Annotated in this window: 14 protein-coding genes, 2 tRNA genes and 1 pseudogene; 15 read left to right on the plus strand and 2 right to left on the minus strand. The window is 30.2% G+C overall.

What is annotated here, in order from left to right; translation table 11 throughout:
- Positions 1–249 precede the first annotated feature (249 nt).
- Both ACTQYZ_RS08660 and ACTQYZ_RS08665 read left to right on the plus strand, forming a co-directional pair.
- Positions 250–325: transfer RNA gene (locus ACTQYZ_RS08660), tRNA-Pro, on the plus strand.
- A gap of 55 nt (positions 326–380) precedes the next feature.
- A tRNA-Ile gene (locus ACTQYZ_RS08665) sits at positions 381–457 on the plus strand.
- 469 nt (positions 458–926) lie between these two features.
- Here ACTQYZ_RS08665 and ACTQYZ_RS08670 read toward each other — a convergent pair.
- A pseudogene (locus tag ACTQYZ_RS08670) lies at positions 927–1,481 on the minus strand (hypothetical protein).
- A gap of 656 nt (positions 1,482–2,137) precedes the next feature.
- Here ACTQYZ_RS08670 and ACTQYZ_RS08675 point away from each other — a divergent pair.
- The 3 genes from ACTQYZ_RS08675 to ACTQYZ_RS08685 all read left to right on the plus strand — a co-directional run bounded on the left by ACTQYZ_RS08675 (position 2,138) and on the right by ACTQYZ_RS08685 (position 4,220).
- Positions 2,138–2,965, plus strand: a complete 828-nt coding sequence (locus ACTQYZ_RS08675; RefSeq protein WP_441023498.1) for a DUF4373 domain-containing protein — start codon at positions 2,138–2,140, stop codon at positions 2,963–2,965.
- 3 nt (positions 2,966–2,968) lie between these two features.
- Positions 2,969–3,391: a DUF1492 domain-containing protein gene (locus ACTQYZ_RS08680; protein ID WP_441416417.1), complete on the plus strand. Its 423-nt coding sequence runs from the start codon at positions 2,969–2,971 to the stop codon at positions 3,389–3,391.
- Between the two features lie 496 nt (positions 3,392–3,887).
- A complete protein-coding gene (locus ACTQYZ_RS08685) occupies positions 3,888–4,220 on the plus strand; it encodes a hypothetical protein (RefSeq protein ID WP_441416418.1) in 333 nt (110 codons plus the stop codon).
- Here ACTQYZ_RS08685 and ACTQYZ_RS08690 read toward each other — a convergent pair.
- The gene (locus ACTQYZ_RS08690) at positions 4,201–4,440 is read right to left on the minus strand and encodes a hypothetical protein (protein WP_441416419.1); all 240 of its coding nucleotides are present in this window, start codon (positions 4,438–4,440) and stop codon (positions 4,201–4,203) included. The two genes, ACTQYZ_RS08685 and ACTQYZ_RS08690, sit on opposite strands and share 20 nt — an antisense overlap.
- 61 nt (positions 4,441–4,501) lie before the next feature.
- On the opposite strand from ACTQYZ_RS08690, the gene ACTQYZ_RS08695 reads away from it, so the two are divergent.
- From ACTQYZ_RS08695 to ACTQYZ_RS08740, 10 genes are all read left to right on the plus strand, one after another.
- Positions 4,502–5,281 (plus strand): hypothetical protein, encoded by a 780-nt coding sequence (locus ACTQYZ_RS08695; protein ID WP_441416420.1) that lies wholly within the window; start codon positions 4,502–4,504, stop codon positions 5,279–5,281.
- A 177-nt stretch (positions 5,282–5,458) separates the two neighbouring features.
- Positions 5,459–5,947 carry a terminase small subunit gene (locus ACTQYZ_RS08700; RefSeq protein ID WP_329380095.1) on the plus strand — a complete coding sequence of 163 codons (489 nt, stop codon included), beginning with the start codon at positions 5,459–5,461 and terminating at the stop codon, positions 5,945–5,947.
- A 631-nt stretch (positions 5,948–6,578) separates the two neighbouring features.
- Positions 6,579–8,420, plus strand: a complete 1,842-nt coding sequence (locus tag ACTQYZ_RS08705; protein WP_441416421.1) for a hypothetical protein — start codon at positions 6,579–6,581, stop codon at positions 8,418–8,420.
- 42 nt (positions 8,421–8,462) lie between these two features.
- Positions 8,463–9,695 carry a hypothetical protein gene (locus ACTQYZ_RS08710; protein ID WP_441416422.1) on the plus strand — a complete coding sequence of 411 codons (1,233 nt, stop codon included), beginning with the start codon at positions 8,463–8,465 and terminating at the stop codon, positions 9,693–9,695.
- Positions 9,696–10,472: 777 nt separating this feature from the next.
- Positions 10,473–10,727 (plus strand): hypothetical protein, encoded by a 255-nt coding sequence (locus tag ACTQYZ_RS08715; protein WP_441416423.1) that lies wholly within the window; start codon positions 10,473–10,475, stop codon positions 10,725–10,727.
- A gap of 420 nt (positions 10,728–11,147) precedes the next feature.
- Positions 11,148–13,103, plus strand: a complete 1,956-nt coding sequence (locus ACTQYZ_RS08720; RefSeq protein ID WP_441023485.1) for a hypothetical protein — start codon at positions 11,148–11,150, stop codon at positions 13,101–13,103.
- A gap of 531 nt (positions 13,104–13,634) precedes the next feature.
- Entirely contained in the window at positions 13,635–15,863 is a 2,229-nt protein-coding gene (locus tag ACTQYZ_RS08725; RefSeq protein WP_441416424.1) for a hypothetical protein, read from the plus strand.
- Between the two features lie 46 nt (positions 15,864–15,909).
- Positions 15,910–16,659, plus strand: a complete 750-nt coding sequence (locus ACTQYZ_RS08730; protein WP_441023476.1) for a hypothetical protein — start codon at positions 15,910–15,912, stop codon at positions 16,657–16,659.
- A gap of 106 nt (positions 16,660–16,765) precedes the next feature.
- A complete protein-coding gene (locus ACTQYZ_RS08735) occupies positions 16,766–17,512 on the plus strand; it encodes a hypothetical protein (RefSeq protein WP_441416425.1) in 747 nt (248 codons plus the stop codon).
- 77 nt (positions 17,513–17,589) lie between these two features.
- Entirely contained in the window at positions 17,590–19,614 is a 2,025-nt protein-coding gene (locus ACTQYZ_RS08740) for a hypothetical protein (RefSeq protein WP_441416426.1), read from the plus strand.
- Positions 19,615–19,620 lie beyond the last annotated feature (6 nt).

Consider the following 19,620-nt stretch of genomic DNA (forward strand, 5'->3'; position numbering starts at 1 on the left):
AAAAATAAAAGGTTATATTAATGATAACGTTTAAAGTAAAATTTAAGAAAAAAATTTAAAATTTTTTTATAATATTTTTTTTAATTTTTATAAAAATAACGTTAAAAACAAGAAAAAAATAAAAAAAATTTTCCTCTAAAATCCTTATTATAAAAGAGTTTTGAAAGGGTAGAGAAAAAAAAGGAAAAAAGTTTTTAAATTTGCTTGACATTTTTAATGTTTTACTGTATCATATCTCTTGTGTTCAGTCGAGGTGTAGCGCAGTTGGTAGCGTACGTGGTTTGGGACCATGGGGCCGGGGGTTCGAGTCCCTTCACCTCGACCATTAATTTTTAAAGGACACTGACAAATTTTCTTTTTTTTTATTTATTTATTGGTAAGGGCCTTTAGCTCAGTTGGTTAGAGCATCCGGCTCATAACCGGACGGTCCGGGGTTCGAGTCCCTGAAGGCCCACCATTTTTTAAGAAGTATTGATATCAATACTTTTTTTATTTTTTCAAAAATATTTTATCGGTATTAAAAGGCTTATAAGGCCTTTTTTTATTTTTATGTATTTGTTTCTGTTTTTTTGTAAAAAAGTTGTTAGGAATGGATTTGATGCGGGTATATAAGATATATTTTTATATATTGAAGTGGTGTGAGTTTTAGATTATGGTTATGATGATTTATATATTGATTATTTATATTTTTTAATTTCATAAATAAAAAAAATTCTAACTAACTATATTTTATTAATATGTCCTATTTCATTATATAAACCCCAATTAAACAGTTTGGGGTGGTGGTAGCTTTTCTGTCCGTAAAATGCGGGTAGCATTTTGCGAGACATCGAAAAGCGTTTAAGGCACTTCGCCTAGAAGTGTCCTTTTTGCCTCTTTTTTGGGACAAGCAAAAAAAGAGTGGGGTTGTTAAGGGGCAAAGTCCCTTATTTATTTTGTTTATAAATAATCGCATCGTCATATCCGAAAGTTCTTTTTCCATTCATTTCCATTGTTTCGCTTACTTCTAAAACTCCCTCTTTGAAACGTTCAAACAATGTAAATTTAAGTACAGGTGTGAACATGCTTTCGCTTCCGCCTTCCCATACTCCGTCTTTATAAGAATATAATGCAGGGGTGAATTTTTCTGATTTAGTAAGTTCCTTATAGTCGATTTCTTTTAGATTTTCATATGTAAATGTATTTTTATCGTAATCTTTTGGCATATCATAAGATGTAAGTTTTACTTTGTCATCTTCCATGGTGAAAAGAAAAAGATGTGGCATTGGATTTGTTCTGCCGTTTACTGTGTAATAGCTTTCTTCTAAAATAAATATTCCGTCAAAATCATCTGGCAGATTTTTTATTTTATCGTTACAAGGTGTGTTTATATGTTTTGCAAAAGGGAAATCCTTTCCTTCTTTCTAAAATTTATCATATTGTTCCTTATTATCAAATTTTCCGCTTAGTATATTTACAAATTCTTTTAATGTGTTGTTCATGTTATCCTCCTAAAAATATGTTTAAATTTCAATAAGTATAGTCCTTATTGTGTTTTTTACATAGTCTTTTTTTATATTTAATGAAAATTTAATAATTGGTGTTTGACATTGTGATTTACATATATAAAATTATTTAGTTTTTAATAAAGATAGTTTTATATATATTCTTGTTTTGCATAAACTTTAAATTTTCATTTCTATATATAGCTAGATATGAGAGGAAATGGTAGCTTTTTCTAAGAATAATTTGTGCATCTATTATTTAATTTAATATATAAAAAATATAGAGTAACTTTATTTAAAACATTAACCTATATTTTATTTTAGTGTTTCAGTTTACTACATAAAACTATTAAAAGACTAAACTTATATTTAATTATGATGTTCTTTTTTCTTACAAAAAAATTAATGAGGGTTTAGGGTAGCACTCGTTCATAGAAAAATCGGGTAGATTTTTCATGAAATCCGAGTATGTATTAAGCTCCACGCTTAGTGGCGCCCTTTTATTCGACTTTTTTAGGCGAGTAAAAAAGTCGTAGAGTGTTAGGGGCGAAGCCCCTTAAATTAATTTTAAAAAATTTGAAAAAAGCCGTTAATTTTTTTTGCGCAAAACATTGTAAAATATAGTTAAAGAAAAATCGTAAAGGAGTTGGGATATGGAAGGTGTTAATTATTTTCCTTTGGATGTGCATTTGGAAGATAAAGTTAATTTAATTGAAGCAGAGTTTGGACTTACGGGCTTTGCTGTTTTAATAAAACTCTATCAAAAGATTTACGGTGGAAGCGGTTATTATACCCTTTGGAATAATGAAGTGGAACTTCTTTTTTCTTCTAAAATAAACCTTGATATAAAAAGGCTTAAAAGGATAGTTGAAAAGTGTATTGAAAGAGATATTTTTTCAAAGGATATGTACGATAAATTTTCTATTCTTACATCTAAAGGAATTCAAAAGAGATTTTTTACTATTACAAAAAGGCGTAAAGAAAGTGATGTTAAGTGGGATTATATTTTACTTAGCGGTAAAGAAATAAATGAGCTTAACCTTAAAAAACTTATGGACTGCGATAAAAAAATTGCATGCAAAAACGATAAAAATGCAGACAAAAAGGATAAAAATGTATGCAGCAGTGAGGAAACTACATGCAAAAATGAACAAAGTAAAGAAAAGGAAAGTAAAGTAAATAAAAGTAAAGAAAATAAGAAAAAATATGGTGATTACGGCAATGTTCTTTTAACGGATAATGAGTATAATGCCTTAAGGATGAATGTTGAAGATTATCAAAATAAAATAAAAGACCTTGATTACTACATAGGGAGTACGGGAAGAGAGTATAAAAGTCATTATATGACCATACTTTCATGGTCAAGGCGGGATAGGTTCAAAAAAACAAATAGGACATCTAAGAGCGAGATTCAATCTGACAGAGAATATGAAACTTACAGTGATGATTTAATAAAAGAAATTATGATGGGAGAGGGATAAATTATGATTGATTTTAAAAATGTTGAAGGGCTTTTGTATGCTTATCCAATAATTAAAAAGAGCATAGAAATAGACAAGGAAACTCTTAAAATGTTAGACGATTATGAGGCTGATATACAGGCTGTTAAGTATGATGGGGTGAAGGTAGATAAAAGCGATATAAGTAATAATACTCAAAGAGAGGCGCTTGATTTAATAAGTGACAAAGCTTACTTAAATAAAAAAATAAAGAAAAATTCTCTTAAGGCTATGAGAGTTGAAATGTCTCTTGAGGTATTAAAGGAGACGGAAAGGGATATAGTTACAAAGAAATATTTTGACAGGTATTTGGACTATGAGATTTATGACGATTTATGTATTTCAAAGTCTACATATTATCGTATAAAAAACAGTGCCGTAAAAAAGATTGGTGATGTTTTATATTAAATAGAAAGGGGATTTACCCCTTAAACCCCACTCTTTTTTTTGCTTGTCCAAAAAAAAAAGGTAAAAAAGGACACTTCTGGGCGAAGTGCCTTAACGCTTTTGACGCCTACGTAAAACTCTACCCGAGTTTTACTGGCGGAAAAGCTATTCTAAGCCTGCCTAATTATTTGGTTTTATGTAGTGGGGTGGGATATGGTCGTTTAATGTGAGATAGTATTTTAATGATGTTTATGTAATGAAGTAGAACATAGAAGTGAAATATGGGGTTATGTTTTTATGATATTTATGTAAGAACATAAAACATAATTACTAAGAAATACATGATTTTTAAACAATAAAAACATCTAATCAAACTTACATAATATAATGTAAAATATTTAACTTAAATTATAAAAAACTTGAAAAAAAAAAGTTAGTTTTTGATAAAATAAATTATATTGAATTTCAAAATATTTTTAATTATATAATTTTATCAATTTCATTGGAGGAAGAGGTTTTGGTTAAGAAGATTTTTGCGGTATTGTTTTCATGCCTTATTGTTTTAGGTGGACTAAATTTAAACAGTTCTTTTGTTAAGGCTGATGATTTAAATTGGAGTGATGATAGTATTCGTGCATCTGCTTATACAAGTAAAGATGAGGATGCTAAGACAATAGAAATTACAAGTGCCAAAGAACTTGGACTTCTTGCTTATGATGTAAATAATGGTAATACATATGAAGGATGGACAATAACACTTAAAAATGATATTGACTTATCCGGACATAACTGGGATCCTATCGGACATTATACTGAAAGCTATATAGATTCTAATACAAAGGATGTGTAAAAAATCTAAAGTTTGAAAATAGTAATGTTGAAATAGGAAATTCTTCTGATTCTATATGTGTCGGAACGGTTGCAGGATTTTTTGCAGGAAGTGAAGTTTCAAATATAACAGTAGATAATTCTATTATTAAAGGAAATGGAAGTAGTTCTGTATTTGTTGGAGGATTATGTGGTAGTTTATATAGTAGTACATCATCATCATATAATTCTAATATCAGCAATATTATAGTTTCAAACATTACCTTGTCTGCAAACACTAATGATTGGAAATATAGAGGCGGTATGATCGGTTATATAAATGAATTTAATTCAGTTATAAATAACTGTTATTCAAGTAATATTACATTTATGGAAGAAGCCGCTCAAGACAAACATGATTATTCAGGTGGTTTAATTGGATATGAAAATGGGGGGACAAAACAATATTGTTATTCTGATAAATTGGATATTGTAGGGGGACAAGGTCCTTATCCCGGAACTATCGCTAATTCAAGTAAAGTTATTGACGGAAAACTTGAAACACCTGTTACAATAGATGGTAAGACTTATGATTCCCTTGTAGAAGCTATGAATGCTTGGGTAGAACAAGCTGGTGGTGATTTTATAACATGGGATTGTGATTCTTTTGGTGTAAGTCATGATTTAGAAGCTGTTTATGTTGATAGTACATATCATAAATTGTCATGTAAGAATTGTTCTTATAGCACAGATGAAAAACATACTCTTACTTTAGAAAACAAGAAAGAAGCTACTTGCACGGCAGAAGGTTATACTGGAGATGAAGTATGCAGTGTATGTAAAGAAGTTGTTAAAAAGGGCAGTGTTATAGAAAAAATATCTCACAACTATGTTGGCGGAAAATGCAGTGTGTGCGGGGCAGTTGATCCAAATTATAACCTAAATCCAGATGAAGGAACTTCAGATGATTCTTCTCAAAATGTTTCAAATGTGAATACTCCTGGGACTGGAGACAGTTCAAATATGGTAGTGTGGGTAGTAATACTTATTGTATGTGTTGTCGTTATTGGTGGAAGTATTGTTTATATGAAAAAGAAAAAATAATTATTAAATAAATAGAAAGCCTTAAGAATATTCTTAGGGCTTTTTTAAATTTATTTTAATTTTTAAATAAAAATCTGGGAGAATGTCGGGAATAAAATACGTTTTTGATATGGTATTATATTAAGTGAAATAATAGAAAGTAAGGCATAGTGTAACTATGCTTTTTTAGGAGGGAAAATGGAGAAGAAAAAGGAACTTACAAAAAGGCAAAAGGCTTTTGCCGATGAATATTTAATATCATTAAACGGATATAATGCAGCATTAAAGGCAGGTTACAGCAAGGAATGTGCAGGGAGTATCGCATCGAGAAACCTTAAAAACCCGCTTATAAAAGAATATATGAACTCGGTTTTAAATAAGACAAAGTCAGATGATGTGGCAGATATAAAGGAAGTAATGGAATATTTAACATCGGTTATGAGAAGGGAAGAGATGGAAGATGTTGTAGTGACTTACAAAGAGGAAAAAGTTGATTATAGGGAAGTTGAGCCTGGGGAATTTAAGCAGGTAAAAGAAAAGACAGAAACACCAAAAGTAGTTCAAATTCCAACAAAGCTTAGTTATGCCATGAAGGCTGCGGAGTTACTTGGAAAGAGATACGGGGTATTTAAAGACGAAGAGGATAAGGAAGTAAATAAGACTATTAAGGTTACGTTGACGGATTAAAGATTAGTAAGGGGCGTTGCCCCTTAAATCCCACGACTTTTTTTACTCGCCTAAAAAAGTCGAATAAAAGGGCGCCACTGGGCGTGGAGCCTTTAACGTGGTCGGATTTTCTAAAAATCTCTACCCGAGATTTTTGAAACGACCACTACCTCCGCCCCAAGCTATTTATTTTATGGTTCTATGTTAGGGGTGGGATGTAAAAGATAAATAAGAGTTTTTATTTAGATTTAGTAATATTAAATTTTAGGAGCATTATGCTCTTTTTTTATTGTTAATTTAAAAATGATAAAAAAGGAGGGGAAAAAAGAGAAATAAATATATTGATGAAATATTAAAAAAATCGTCTGGAACAATTAGTAATTCTATAAAAACAATAAATAAAGAAAGCATTGAAAAGGCAAGAAGAAATAATAATGGGAATGTAAATAATAAGGCATATAAAAGTGCAAACAATGTTGTAGGTGCACTTAGATCAGGAGTTAAGAGTGCTTTTAATAATAAAAATTTTAGTAATGGTAATTCTGGTTCAAGTATTAATACGAAAGACTATGCAAATTCTGATTTTAAAAATGGTGGTTTAAATAAGGGAAGTACTCAATTTAAAGATAATAATATTAAACCATTTAACCAAATGGGTTTTGAAAATTATTATAATATACAAAAACAAAAAGAACAAAAGGAACAAAAACAAAAAGAAGCGATAAATAAAAGTGTAGCAGATATTTATAAACAAAGTTATAATTATATAAATAAAGGATTACAAAATAGTGCTAAAATATTAAAACAAAAGAGTGCTCCTATATATTCAAAAAGCGGTTTAAATGGTAATATGTATAATTCGACAAATAATGACAAAAAAGTCAATACTGACAGCATAGTATATAAAGGGGATAACAATTTAAAATCCAAAGTCTATACTCAAAATTCAAATGTAAATAAGGATTTTATGACTTATCAAAATACATATACTCAAAATAAAAAATTGGGAATGGATTTTATAAATCAAAATAATAATAAAACTTATATAACCTCTTATGACCCAAAAACCATAAGGGAGCCGGAAGAAAAGAAAAACCAAGAATTACAAAACTTAATTTTAAAAAACAGTGGTTTGAATATGGGTGGTAAAAAAGATTTACATAGTTTAAAGAATCCTACGTTAAGAACCCATATGAGCTTTGATGAATTTCAAAGTAGAAATAAAAATAAGCAGAAAGCAGATTATTCTTCTGTTATTAATAATGCAAAGCCTATGAACAGCACCAAAACTTATGCCGAGATTAATAGTGCCCATAGAAGACCGGGGGATCTTTCAAAAGAATTTTCTACAGATATTTATAATGAAAAAGTATTTGAGCCTTATATACAAAAGAAAAGGGTAGAAGAAGAAATTCAAAAACAAAATAGAGAAAACCTTTATGATAATTTTGATAAAGTTGTACAGTCGGCAAAAGGTGCTCCAAGATATGGAGATTTTAGCAAAAAACAGTATTATGGTGAGGTTGGAGGTGCCATAGATGATTATATAAGCCGTAAAGTTAGTGAGGAAACAAAGGAATTATTGAAAGAAGATTATGGAGATCCCGGTGCTGTAAATATTATGCTTATAGATAAAGGTGCAGAGAACTTAGATTTTAGTAATTCAGAAGCATTAAAGAAAAATCCTGTTTTAAAAGATGTTGATATTTCTCTTATGCAGAGCATGACAGAAGAAGAAAGAAAAATGCTTTATGTTGCAATGAGTGATCATATGGCAGAGGATAAAACTGGATATAATGATGTAATGAGAGCTAAGATTCCTTATGCAATGGCTCTTGTAGTTTCTGACAGGATAGAGCAAGATACTCTTGACGATATTGCCACGTATGGTAATGATTATCTTATAAAAATAACTATAGAGGAATCTTTATATAGAAATTTTGAAGGAGGATTCCAAACAGGTAGAGTTATGGGTACAAATTTTAATCCCTTTTATAAAAGAGGGCAAAGTGCTGCTTTGGAACGTTTAAAACATGAGGGAACAGAAGAACAAAAAATCATTATATATGGGTTTGAAGGAATAGCAGATATTATGACAGATTCTTGTATAAATGCAGGTAATAAAACTTTTCCATTAATTGGAAAGTTTGAAGCTTATAATATTGCTTGGGGAAAATCTTATAGCCATTCTTTGAATTATGATTATTATGATTTAGATATATCAATAAAAGAAGCACAAGATAAAGCTTTTTATGATGCAAATAAAAGTTTAGCATTAGGAATGATGCCTGATGTTGCTGATGCATGGGTTAAATATAATATTTCTGATAATTTGCTTACATATTTAAATCAAATTGATTATATGGATATGAAGACTATTTTTAAACAGTATGGAATAGATATTTGTAAAGATACTTTATGGTCTACAGTTGTAAATGCTAATAATAAAATAAATGAATATATGGCAAATGAAGAAAAAGATAATAAAAAATAATTATTATGATATAATTAAGCTATAAAAATTTCGAGGGATAATATGAAAAAATTTTTAGTGAAAACAGCTTTTAATTTGTTTTTTATATTTTTAATTGCATTGGTAGTTTTAAATAATCCAAATATAATAGAGGATTTATTTTTTGGAGGGGATATAGATGCAAGTTATTGTAAAAGTATAAAAGTAAATGCAAAGGAAATGTACTGGAATTTTGGAGATGAAGTAGAATATCCTGAGCTTAACGAATCAAGAGAGATTTTAAAGAGATTGTTTGGTGAGAATTGGCTGGAAATAGGACATGAAAACATAACAATAGAGCCTACTTTAAATAAACATGATATTAATGACCATGAGCCTGGAGAAGATTTTGAAAATGGAGAAGTAACTTTAAAGATATATGCTTACAATTATGGAAAAGTATATAAAAATGCAAAAGAGAAAACCGATAAGCAGATAAAAGAAAGAAACATAAAAAACAAAAAAGAAAAGAATGATTTGTTAAATAAAAATTTAAAAGAAGAATACAGAAATGTAATGGAAAAAGATAAAATTACAGAAAATGTAGTATATAAAAATATGTCAGATAAATCTTCAAGCAGAGGGATTGGAGCAAATATGACCGTAGTACCTCTTAAGAAGCAAAATGGTAATATGGATTTATATAGTGCACTAACAGGCGGGTTAGCATATGAGATAGAAAAAAATCCATGTGATTATCTTATAGTAAGTGATGAGTTTAAATATTATGAAGAATTAAAGGGGCTTATTGAAGATGTAAAGACGGATATAGTAAAAGGGGATATGCCGAGTGATTACGAGGCATCAAGGGAGGTTATGTCTGTTTTAGTGGATCCTGAAGACGAAACTAAGGAAGAAGAAGATATTGAAATTATAATGGAAAATGTAGGTTTTAGTATAGAAGAAGTTAATAGGGATAAGAAAAAGATAAAACTTATATTTGATAGTCCTGATTTTGAGTATATTTATAATCAGGCAATTATAATGACTAAAATTGATATTGATAATGAAAATGATTTAAATGAAAAAGAAAAAGGAAAAATCTTTACTGAGAAACTTAACGAAATGTATATAAAATTCTACAAAAGCAATAGAGTGAATCCAAAGAAAAAAACGACAATAACTTACGAGACATATTATGACGAAAATGGAGAATGTCACTACAAGATTAACATAGATGATTATTTTTATAGTTATTTCTTTGGGAATTTGGAAAAGGCTGTTGGAAGTGAAGCTGATTATATGATAATAAAGTAAATTTCGCTCTAAAGAGCGACCAGTATTTTTCCGAAGAAAAAAATACTGGACAAAATTCTTTCACTCATACGCCGTGAAGGCTTATAACGCACTCGGATTTCATGAAAAATCTACCCGATTTTTCTATGAACGAGTGCTGCCGCTGCCCCGAGCTGTTTAGGTTATAGTTTTTTTATAGGGGTGGGATAAATGGATAAATAAATGGGTTGTGTTTTTATTTGTCCTATAGATGTAAAAAGGACACTTCTGGGCGAAGTGCCTTATAACGCATTCCGAAGCTTACTAAAAATACTACCCGTATTTTTAGTGCTGGAATGCTACCCCGACCTGCCTTATTATCTGCTTTTATTTAGAAGGGGTAGGACATTGTTGTTAAATGGGAGTTTAGGGTTTGAATGGATTTTATGTTAGTTTGTAGGTCATGGTGGTTAAATGTTAGGTTATGGTTTTTTAAGTGTTTTATTGTTACTATGTTTAACAATTTTGTGAAATGATACTTATGACTACTAAAGCATTTATGCGAGTTTTGTTTATTGATGAAATAGTAAATATTTTATAATTTAACATATTAGTTTTAAAGCTAAAATATGATTTGAGTTTGTATTTTAGTTTAATAATACATTTTAATTTTAGGAGCGTTATGCTCCTTTTTTATTACTCATTTTAAATTTTGTTTATAAAGAGCTTTTTGCTCTTTTTTTATTTTATTTTAAGGAGGTAAGATATGTAGAAAAATTTTGAAACAGATTTTAAACATAACAAAAAAGGAGGAAGAAAATGAATTTAATTATTATATGTTTAATTATTTACGGATTTATTAGCATGGCTATGGTGCTTTTTGCTTATAATCTTGGTTTAAAAAGTGTTAGTGAAAAGAAAGAAGAAAAGAGAAACAGTATTAAGCCTTTTTTAAAAACAAGCAAGGTAAAGATGACAAAGGAAAAAAAAGAAGCTTTAAACAAAATGAATATTGCACTTAGCAATATTGAAAATTATGACGGTACAAGCAGGGGGCAAAAGAAAGTTGTTTAGGGTTTCGCTCTAAAGAGCGACCAGTATTTTTCCGAAGAAAAAAATACTGGACAAAATTCTTTCACTCAAAAGCCGTGAAGACTTATAACGTGGTCGGATTTCATGAAAAATCTACCCGATTTTTCTATGAACGACCACTACCGCCACCCCGACTAATTTAATCTTTTATATTATGGTATGGGATGGATAAATAAAGGCGTTGTGTTTTTTATGTAAGATATTTGAACATTAATTTGAAATGTTGGTTATGGGTTTTGATGTTATATGTAAAGGGGATTGGTATTATAGGAGATTTGAAACATTACAAAAGGTAAAAAAGAAAGTGTATAGATTAAAAATATAACAGAAGTTTAGCAGTTTATTGAAATTACAAAAAATAAGAGATTAATACTAAGAATAAAAAATAAAGGAGAATAAATTATGTATGAAAATGAGAATTACAAAAAGACAGGCGAATGGGCCTTATATGAAAAAGGAAAGGATTTTTTAAGCAAGAAAAATGTATATGAAGAAACAGACAAGGTTTATCGTTTTTACAACGGAGACCAGTGGAAAGGTGTTGAAAGCGGAGTTATTTCTCCTATAACTTACAACATAATTAAACCGATTGTTAAATACAAAACGGGGGTAATAAACGGCAACGGATACGGTGTTGTATTTTCTCCCAACAACTTTGAAGATGCGAGATTTCAAGTGAAGATGTCGGACCTTTGCTCTAAGTTAAACGAATATACTTCGATTCTTTGGGAGAACAAGAAAATTAACGCAATTTCAAGGGATATATTAAAAGATGCTTGCATTAACTCAGAGGGTATACTTTATTTAAACTATGATGTAGAGGAAAACGAGATTGTTCCGGAAGTTGTAAACAAGACAAATATTTATTATGAAAATGAAAATAACTCTGACATTAACGACCAAGAGTACATATTAATCACAACTAGACAGAGTGTTGCAAGTGTAAAAAGGCTTGCAAGGAAAAACAAAGAGCTTGGACTTAACAAATTAACGGAAGATGACATTCAAAAGATAATGAGTGATAACAAAACAAAAGAACAAGCCGGGGATTATGCAAAAGAAGAATTACACAACATGGTTCTTGTAATAAGTAAATTCTTCAAAAAAGACGGTCACATTTGGTTTAAGAAATCCACCGAAAATGCAGTTATTGAAGAAGAGAGAGATTTAGGACTTAAGAAGTATCCTATTGCTCATTTTGTTTGGGAGGAATTAAAAGGAAGTGCCAGAGGAATGGGTGAAGTAATAAACCTTATACCAAACCAAATTGAGATTAACAAGACAGCTACAAGAAGGTCTCTTGCGGTAATGATGGGGGCTTATCCAAAACTTGTTGTTGACAGCAAGAAAATCAGTAACCCTGACAGTATTACAAAAGTAGGCAGCGCAATATTTACAGACAATCAAACAGTTGATGATGTAAGAAAAGTAGCGGGATACTTAAACCCTGCTACCATGAGTCCTGACAGTAAGTCACTTCAAGATGAGCTTATACAAAACACAAAGGACCTTGCAGGTGCCGGAGATTCTGTTACAGGGGACGTTAACCCAGAAAGAGCCAGTGGTCAAGCTATTTTGGCGGTTCAACAAAACAGCGAACAAAACTTAACGGAACAACTAATCAGATTTAAAGATTTCCTTGAAGATGTTGCGGGGATAATTTTCGAGATGTGGCAGGTATACACTCCAAAAGAGGGAAAGAGAATAATAATAAAGAAACCTTTAAGTGAAGTTAAAAACGAAGAAAAGAGAAATAATTTCATTGTTGGAAGAGATGACGACATAGAGAACATGGAAGAAAACGAAAAAGACCAAAAGGGAGAAGACAAGGAAATATATGTAAGCAGAATTATAGATAAAGAGACAATAGAAAAATTAAAAGTAAGCATTAAAATAGATATTTCTCCAAACACTCCTTTTGATAAATACGCAAGAGAAACAGCTCTTGGAAATATGCTTAACAGCGGTCATATAACTTTTGAAGAGTATGCCAAAAATCTTCCTGTTGACAGTGTTATACCAAAAGAAGCATTAATGAACATAGTAAAAGAAAGGAAGAAAGAAGAAGACAAGATAATGAAAATTCAACAAAAGGGAGAACAAGAAAAAGCCATGATGGATACTTCTGTTATGGATAAAGATGAAAGTATGGCTTCTTCACCTCAAGGTTCATCTTCATCTTCTTCGGCCCTAAATTCTGCACTATTAAAGGCTGCAAGTTTAAAGGGAATGGGTAGTAATGGCATGAATAACATGAACAAACTTGACAGTATGGGAAACATAAATTCAAATACAGGAAGTAAACAGCCAGGAAGAAGTTTAAATTTATCGCCTGATAAAATACATCTGAATAATTAATAATAATTAAGGGGCTTTGCCCCTTATAAACCCATAATTTAAAGGATACTCCCTTAATAACCCTTATTTAAGGGATTTCACCCCTTAAGAACCCCACTCTTTTTTTGCTTGTCCAAAAAAAGAGGTAAAAAGGACACTTCTGGGCGAAGTGCCTTATAACGCTTTTCAATGACTGCGTAAAACTCTACCCGAGTTTTACTGTCAGAAAAGCTACCCCGAGCCTAATCAATTTGGCATTTTATATAGGGTAATAGAACATGGTGGTTAAATAAACGGTTATGCGTTTTATGGTTTTGATTTTAAAAAGTGGGACATGGTAGTTAAAATTTAGTTATGATTTTTAATGTGTTTTAAGTTGTGAGATATGGTGTTAAATGCGGGGGTGGATATTTTGAAAGAGTGGTGGATTGTTTCATTTGAATTTTACAATTATTCATTTGGAGCATACATTTTAAAATATTACAAAAATTAAAAAATTAATTAAATTTTCGACACATTTCGTGTCTTTTTTTTTATTTAAGGAGGAGTAAAATGAGTAATAAAAAAGATAAATATGGTATAAATAGTAAAACATATGTTTCAGGAGGGAGAGCTGTAGGTAAAAGTGGTTCTTATACAAAAGGAAGTAGAGGTATAAATGGAGCAATAAGTGGAATATTGAGTTCTATGTCAGGTGTTGGTAAAAACATTTCAAAAAGTTCTTCGTCAAAAAATAGCAGAAGTACAGGAATAAAAGGAGCAATAAGCTCAGCCGGGTCATCAATAAGCAGGTTTGCAAATGGTGACGGTTCAAGAAATTCGTCTGAAAGCAACACAAACCTTGATTATAATGTAAAGAAATATATGGGGCAGAGAGGTGGAACTTTTGGGGATAAATCATATACGAAAATAGGAGATGATTTTTATTTAAAGGCAAACCCATATTCCGGTATTGATATGAAGAAGAACAATAAGCCAACACTTTTAAAGGAAAATCAATATAACATTTCAGAAGAAAACAGAGAAAAGATAAACAAAGGGAAAATAGAAAGTTACATAAAAGGCATAAATCCTTATAGTGCACCGCCGAAAAACATAAGAGACGCAAAAGCGAAGGAAAGCGTGGAGAGTCTTATGAACAGCACACAGAAGAAAAAGAATACGATTTTTAAAAATCAAAGTGTAGATAATGAAAGGGGTATTACAGATCAAGGAATATCTCAGGTAACAAGTAATATTAAACCTTATGGAATGGACCAAAGAAGTGCTGTAAATACAAAGAATAATAGTTTATATCAGGCTTATCCAAGTTATGGAAGCAGGGGGACAAGTGTTGGATATTTTAGAAAAAATGTAGAGCACAAAGAAAAGAATATGGATAATTATGTCTATGAGCATAACAGTATACCTGGACAACCAACTAGCAAGGACTTTACCAAAAAGTATTTAAAAGTAGAGCCAACAACAAAAAATACAACAAAAGTTCAAAATACAGCTAATGTAGGTGATTTTAGACAGAACGTGGACAGTAAATCAAATAAAGAAAAAGCATATGGTTATGAGCATAACAGTATACCTGGACAACCAACTAGTAAAGACTTTACCAAAAAGTATTTAAAAGTAAAGCCGACAACAAAAAATACAACAAAAGTTCAAAAGATAGCTAATGTAGGTGATTTTAGACAGAACGTGGACAATAAATCAAATAAAGAAAAAGCATATGGTTATGAGCATATAAGTATACCAGGACAACCAACAAGTGGGAATTTTACAAAAGAACATTTAGGTAAAGCTGTGCCTGAGTATAAAACACAAGAAGATATAAATAAAGAGTTGACGACAGTAGAAAGTGAATATTCAACTCTTCCAGAAGAAGAAGTGCAGAAATATATAAATAAAGCTGATAGTATTGCTGTTAATGATACAAATGCAGGTTCGTATTATGATGATAATCCTTATGCTTCATTCCAAAAGAATAGTAAATATAATAAAACAGGGAATGAAGAAGATAAAACAGGTTATGATTATATGACAGAAGATGAAATTTCAACAGCAAAATATATACTTGGGAGATACGGAAAAGAAGCACAAAGAGAGTATTTAAAAAATCTAAAAGGAAGATTGGTTGAACGTGAGGCTACTGATTATATTATAAGAGAATTATCCGGAGCAAGCCCAGCTAAATTAAGGTGGGAAAGTTACAAAGCAGGTGCTTTAGGAAAATTCAGAGATATTTTCCAAACAGGAAGTGTAATGGGAGGTAATAATAATTTACTTGAGCCTTCCGTATTTGAAACGGCAATAAATAGAAAATATGAAAAAAGTTCTGATGAAACTCAGAAATTAATGAAAAAGTGGCGTGATGCAGGCGATACGACTGTTTCCATTGGAGCAAATGCAATTAATCCTGTTCTTGGGAATGCAATAGATATTACATCAGATTATGGAGATTCATATACTGATTCCTTAAGAGATAGTTCACAGACAATAACAGATGCTAAAAATGCTGAAAAAACAGCATTTATTAATGCTGGGAAAAAAGCATTAATATCAAAAGGAATAGATATTCCAAATTCAGCATTAAAAAAACAGATTGGTAAAAAATACGGAAATGAAATAGATACAATGTTATCAAAAGGATTGAAAGGTAATAAACTAAATGAAAAACAATTAGATAGAAAAAAAGCAAGATTTGAAAAAGTATATGATTCATTAGTTGAAAACTATATTTCAAACATGATAGATGAAAAATTAAATAAAAAGGATAAATATTTATATTGATAAAATATTATAGAATCATATATAATTATTAAAGGAGGAAAATTAAATGAAAGATAAATTGAAACGTATATTTGATGTTATTATCGAAAAAATTTCTTTTTCCTTATTTATGCTTATTTTTATTATTGTTGGATTATGGGTTACTATTTTTTTAGATGATATGATTTTCAGTAGCGAATTTGAAATGGAAAGAAACTTAGATGCCTTTGGTTATCATATCTTATTTAATGAAAAAGATACATATATAGAAGAAAGAGATATTATTGAATTAATGTGTCCTGATAAAAGCTATGATGTAACTATTATATTTAATAAGCCAGTGTATAAACATATAAAAAGCTGGCAGTTTAAATATAAAAATCCGGAATATGAAGACGATAAAACAGGGGTTGCAAGTGAATATAATTATGGTATAAAAGTAATGCTTGAAGTAACATCATATGATTATTCTTTAGCATATAAAAATGCAGTAAAGGTCACAAATAAATATATTGAAGAAAATGAAAATGCAAGTAAAGAAGAAATAGAAAAATACTTTGCAAACCGACTTGAATATGAATGGAAATACATAAAAAAGAACAATATAAAAAAATCAACTTATATTTATAGAATGAAATGTCTTTATGGAGTTGGAAGGGGAGGCTCTAAAGTAGGAGTAATATTATTACCATATCAGAATAACAATGAGGATTTGGCAAATGCTGTTTTTGGCGGACTTGTTGAAGAAATGGACAGGACGAAGCTGCCTGAAGGGGTTGACCTTGAAGAGACAATGGAATTAATGGGGATAGAATAGATAAATAGATTAAGAATAAAAAGACACCGAGGGGTGTCTTTTTTGTTTTAAAACACATTTGATAAATTTACTGCAAATATTATATAATTATCATAAGGAGAATGACATGAAAGAAAAGATAAAAAAAATATTTGAAATTATTGGTGAAAAAATTTCTTTTTCCATTATTATGATTATTTTTTTTATAATATTATTTATATTTTCAAGCATAATAGATTTTATATTTGACAGTGATTTTTATTTGGAAAAAAGTTTGGATGGTTTTGGATATAATATTTTATTTAACGAAAAGGATAAATATATAGAAGAAAGAGATATTATTGAGTTAATGTGTTCTGATAAAAGCTATGATGTAACGGTTATATTTAATAAGCCAGTGTATAAACATATAAAAAGCTGGCAGTTTAAATATAAAAATCCGGAATATGAAGATGACAAAACAGGAGTTGCAAGTGAATATAATTATGATATAAAAGCTATGCTTGAAGTTACATCATATGATTATTCTTTTGCATATAAGAACGCAGTAAAAGTTACCAATAAATATATTGAAGAAAATGAAAATGCAAGTAAAGAAGAAATAGAAAAATACTTTGCAAACCGCCTTGAATATGAATGGAAATATATAAAAAAGAACAATATAAAAAAATCAATTTATATTTATAGGATGGAAGGTCATAATAGAAGTTATGGGGGAGGAACTGTTGATTGCGTAACATTCTTACCATATCAGAATAACAATGAGGATTTGGCAAATGCTGTTTTTGGCGGACTTGTTGAAGAAATGGACAGGACGAAGTTGCCTGAGGGGGTTGACCTTGAAGAGACAATGGAATTAATGGGGATAGAATAGATAAATAGATTAAGAATAAAAAGACACCGAGGGGTGTCTTTTTTTGTTAAAAAAATATTTATTTAAGGAGGGATAAAATGAGTAATAAAAAAGATAAATATAAGATAAATTATAGCACATATGTATCAGGAGGGAGAGCCATGGGGAATAGTGGCTCGGCTATTGGAGGAGGATTGAAGTCGGCATTTTCAAGAGTAAAATCAACATCAAATAAAGAAAATACATCTTCAAATAAAAGTTCTTCCGGTGGTGTTTCGGGGTTAATTAAAAGCAGTGTTGGTTCTACAGTGACTTCAAATAAAAGTTCAAACAGTTACGACAGTTCTTCTAAAAGTAACAATAACCTTGATTATAATGTAAAGAAATATATGGGGCAGAGAGGTGGAACTTTTGGGGATAAATCATATACGAAAATAGGAGATGATTTTTACTTAAAGGCAAACCCATATTCCGGTATTGATATGAAGAAGAACAATAAACCAACACTTTTAAAGGAAAATCAATATAACATTTCAGAAGAAAACAGAGAAAAGATAAACAAGGGGAAAATAGAAAGTTACATAAAAGGCATAAATCCGTATAGTGCACCGCCGAAAAACATAAGAGACGCAAAAGCGAAGGAAAGCGTGGAAAGTCTTATGAACAGTATACAGAAGAAAAAGAATACGGTTTTTAAAAATCAAAGTGAAGATAATGAAAGGGGTATTACGGATCAAGGAATATCTCAGGTAACAAGTAATATTAAACCTTATGGAATCAATCAAAGAAGTGCTGTAAATACAAAGAATAATAGTTTATATCAGGCTTATCCAGGTTATGGAAGCAGGAGGACAAGTGTTGGATATTTTAGAAAAAATGTAGAGCACAAAGAAAAGAATATGGATAATTATGTCTATGAGCATAACAGTATACCTGGACAACCAACTAGCAAGGACTTTACCAAAAAGTATTTAAAAGTAGAGCCAACAACAAAAAATACAACAAAAGTTCAAAATACAGCTAATGTAGGTGATTTTAGACAGAACGTGGACAGTAAATCAAATAAAGAAAAAGCATATGGTTATGAGCATATAAGTATACCCGGACAACCAACAAGTGGGAACTTCACACAAGAACATTTAGGTAAAGCTGTGCCTGAGTATAAAACACAAGAAGATATAAATAAAGAGTTGACGACAGTAGAAAGTGAATATTCAACTCTTCCAGAAGAAGAAGTGCAGAAATATATAAATAAAGCTGATAGTATTGCTGTTAATGATACAAATGCAGGTTCGTATTATGATGATAATCCTTATGCTTCATTCCAAAAAAATAGTAAATATAATAAAACAGGGAATGAAGAAGATAAAACAGGTTATGATTATATGACAGAAGATGAAATTTCAACAGCAAAATATATACTTGGGAGATACGGAAAAGAAGCACAAAGAGAATATTTAAAAAATCTAAAAGGAAGATTGGTTGAACGTGAGGCTACTGATTATATTATAAGAGAATTATCCGGAGCAAGCCCAGCTAAATTAAGGTGGGAAAGTTACAAAGCAGGTGCTTTAGGAAAATTCAGAGATATTTTCCAAACAGGAAGTGTAATGGGAGGTAATAATAATTTACTTGAGCCTTCCGTATTTGAAACGGCAATAAATAGAAAATATGAAAAAAGTTCTGATGAAACAAAAAAATTGATGAATACATGGAAAAATGCTGGCGATGCGACTGTTTCGATTGGAGCAAATGCAATTAATCCTGTTCTTGGGAATACGATAGATATTGCATCAGATTATGGGGATTCATATACTAGTTCCTTAAGAAATAGTTCACAGACAAAAGCAGATGCTAAAAATGCTGAAAAAACAGCACTTTTTGATGCTGGGAAAAAAGCATTAATATCAAAAGGAATAGATATTCCAAATTCAGCATTAAAAAAACAGATTGGTAAAAAATATGGTAATAAAATAGATACAATGTTATCAAAAGGATTAAATGGAAAAAAATTAAATGAAAAACAATTAAATAGAAAAAAAGCAAGATTTGAAAAAGGATATGACTCTATTATTGAAAATATATTAACTAATCGATCTAATGATGATAAATATTTATATTGATAAAAT

Source organism: Anaerofustis sp. LCP19S3_F7 (assembly GCF_052119445.1).
Classification (GTDB): domain Bacteria; phylum Bacillota; class Clostridia; order Eubacteriales; family Anaerofustaceae; genus Anaerofustis; species Anaerofustis butyriciformans.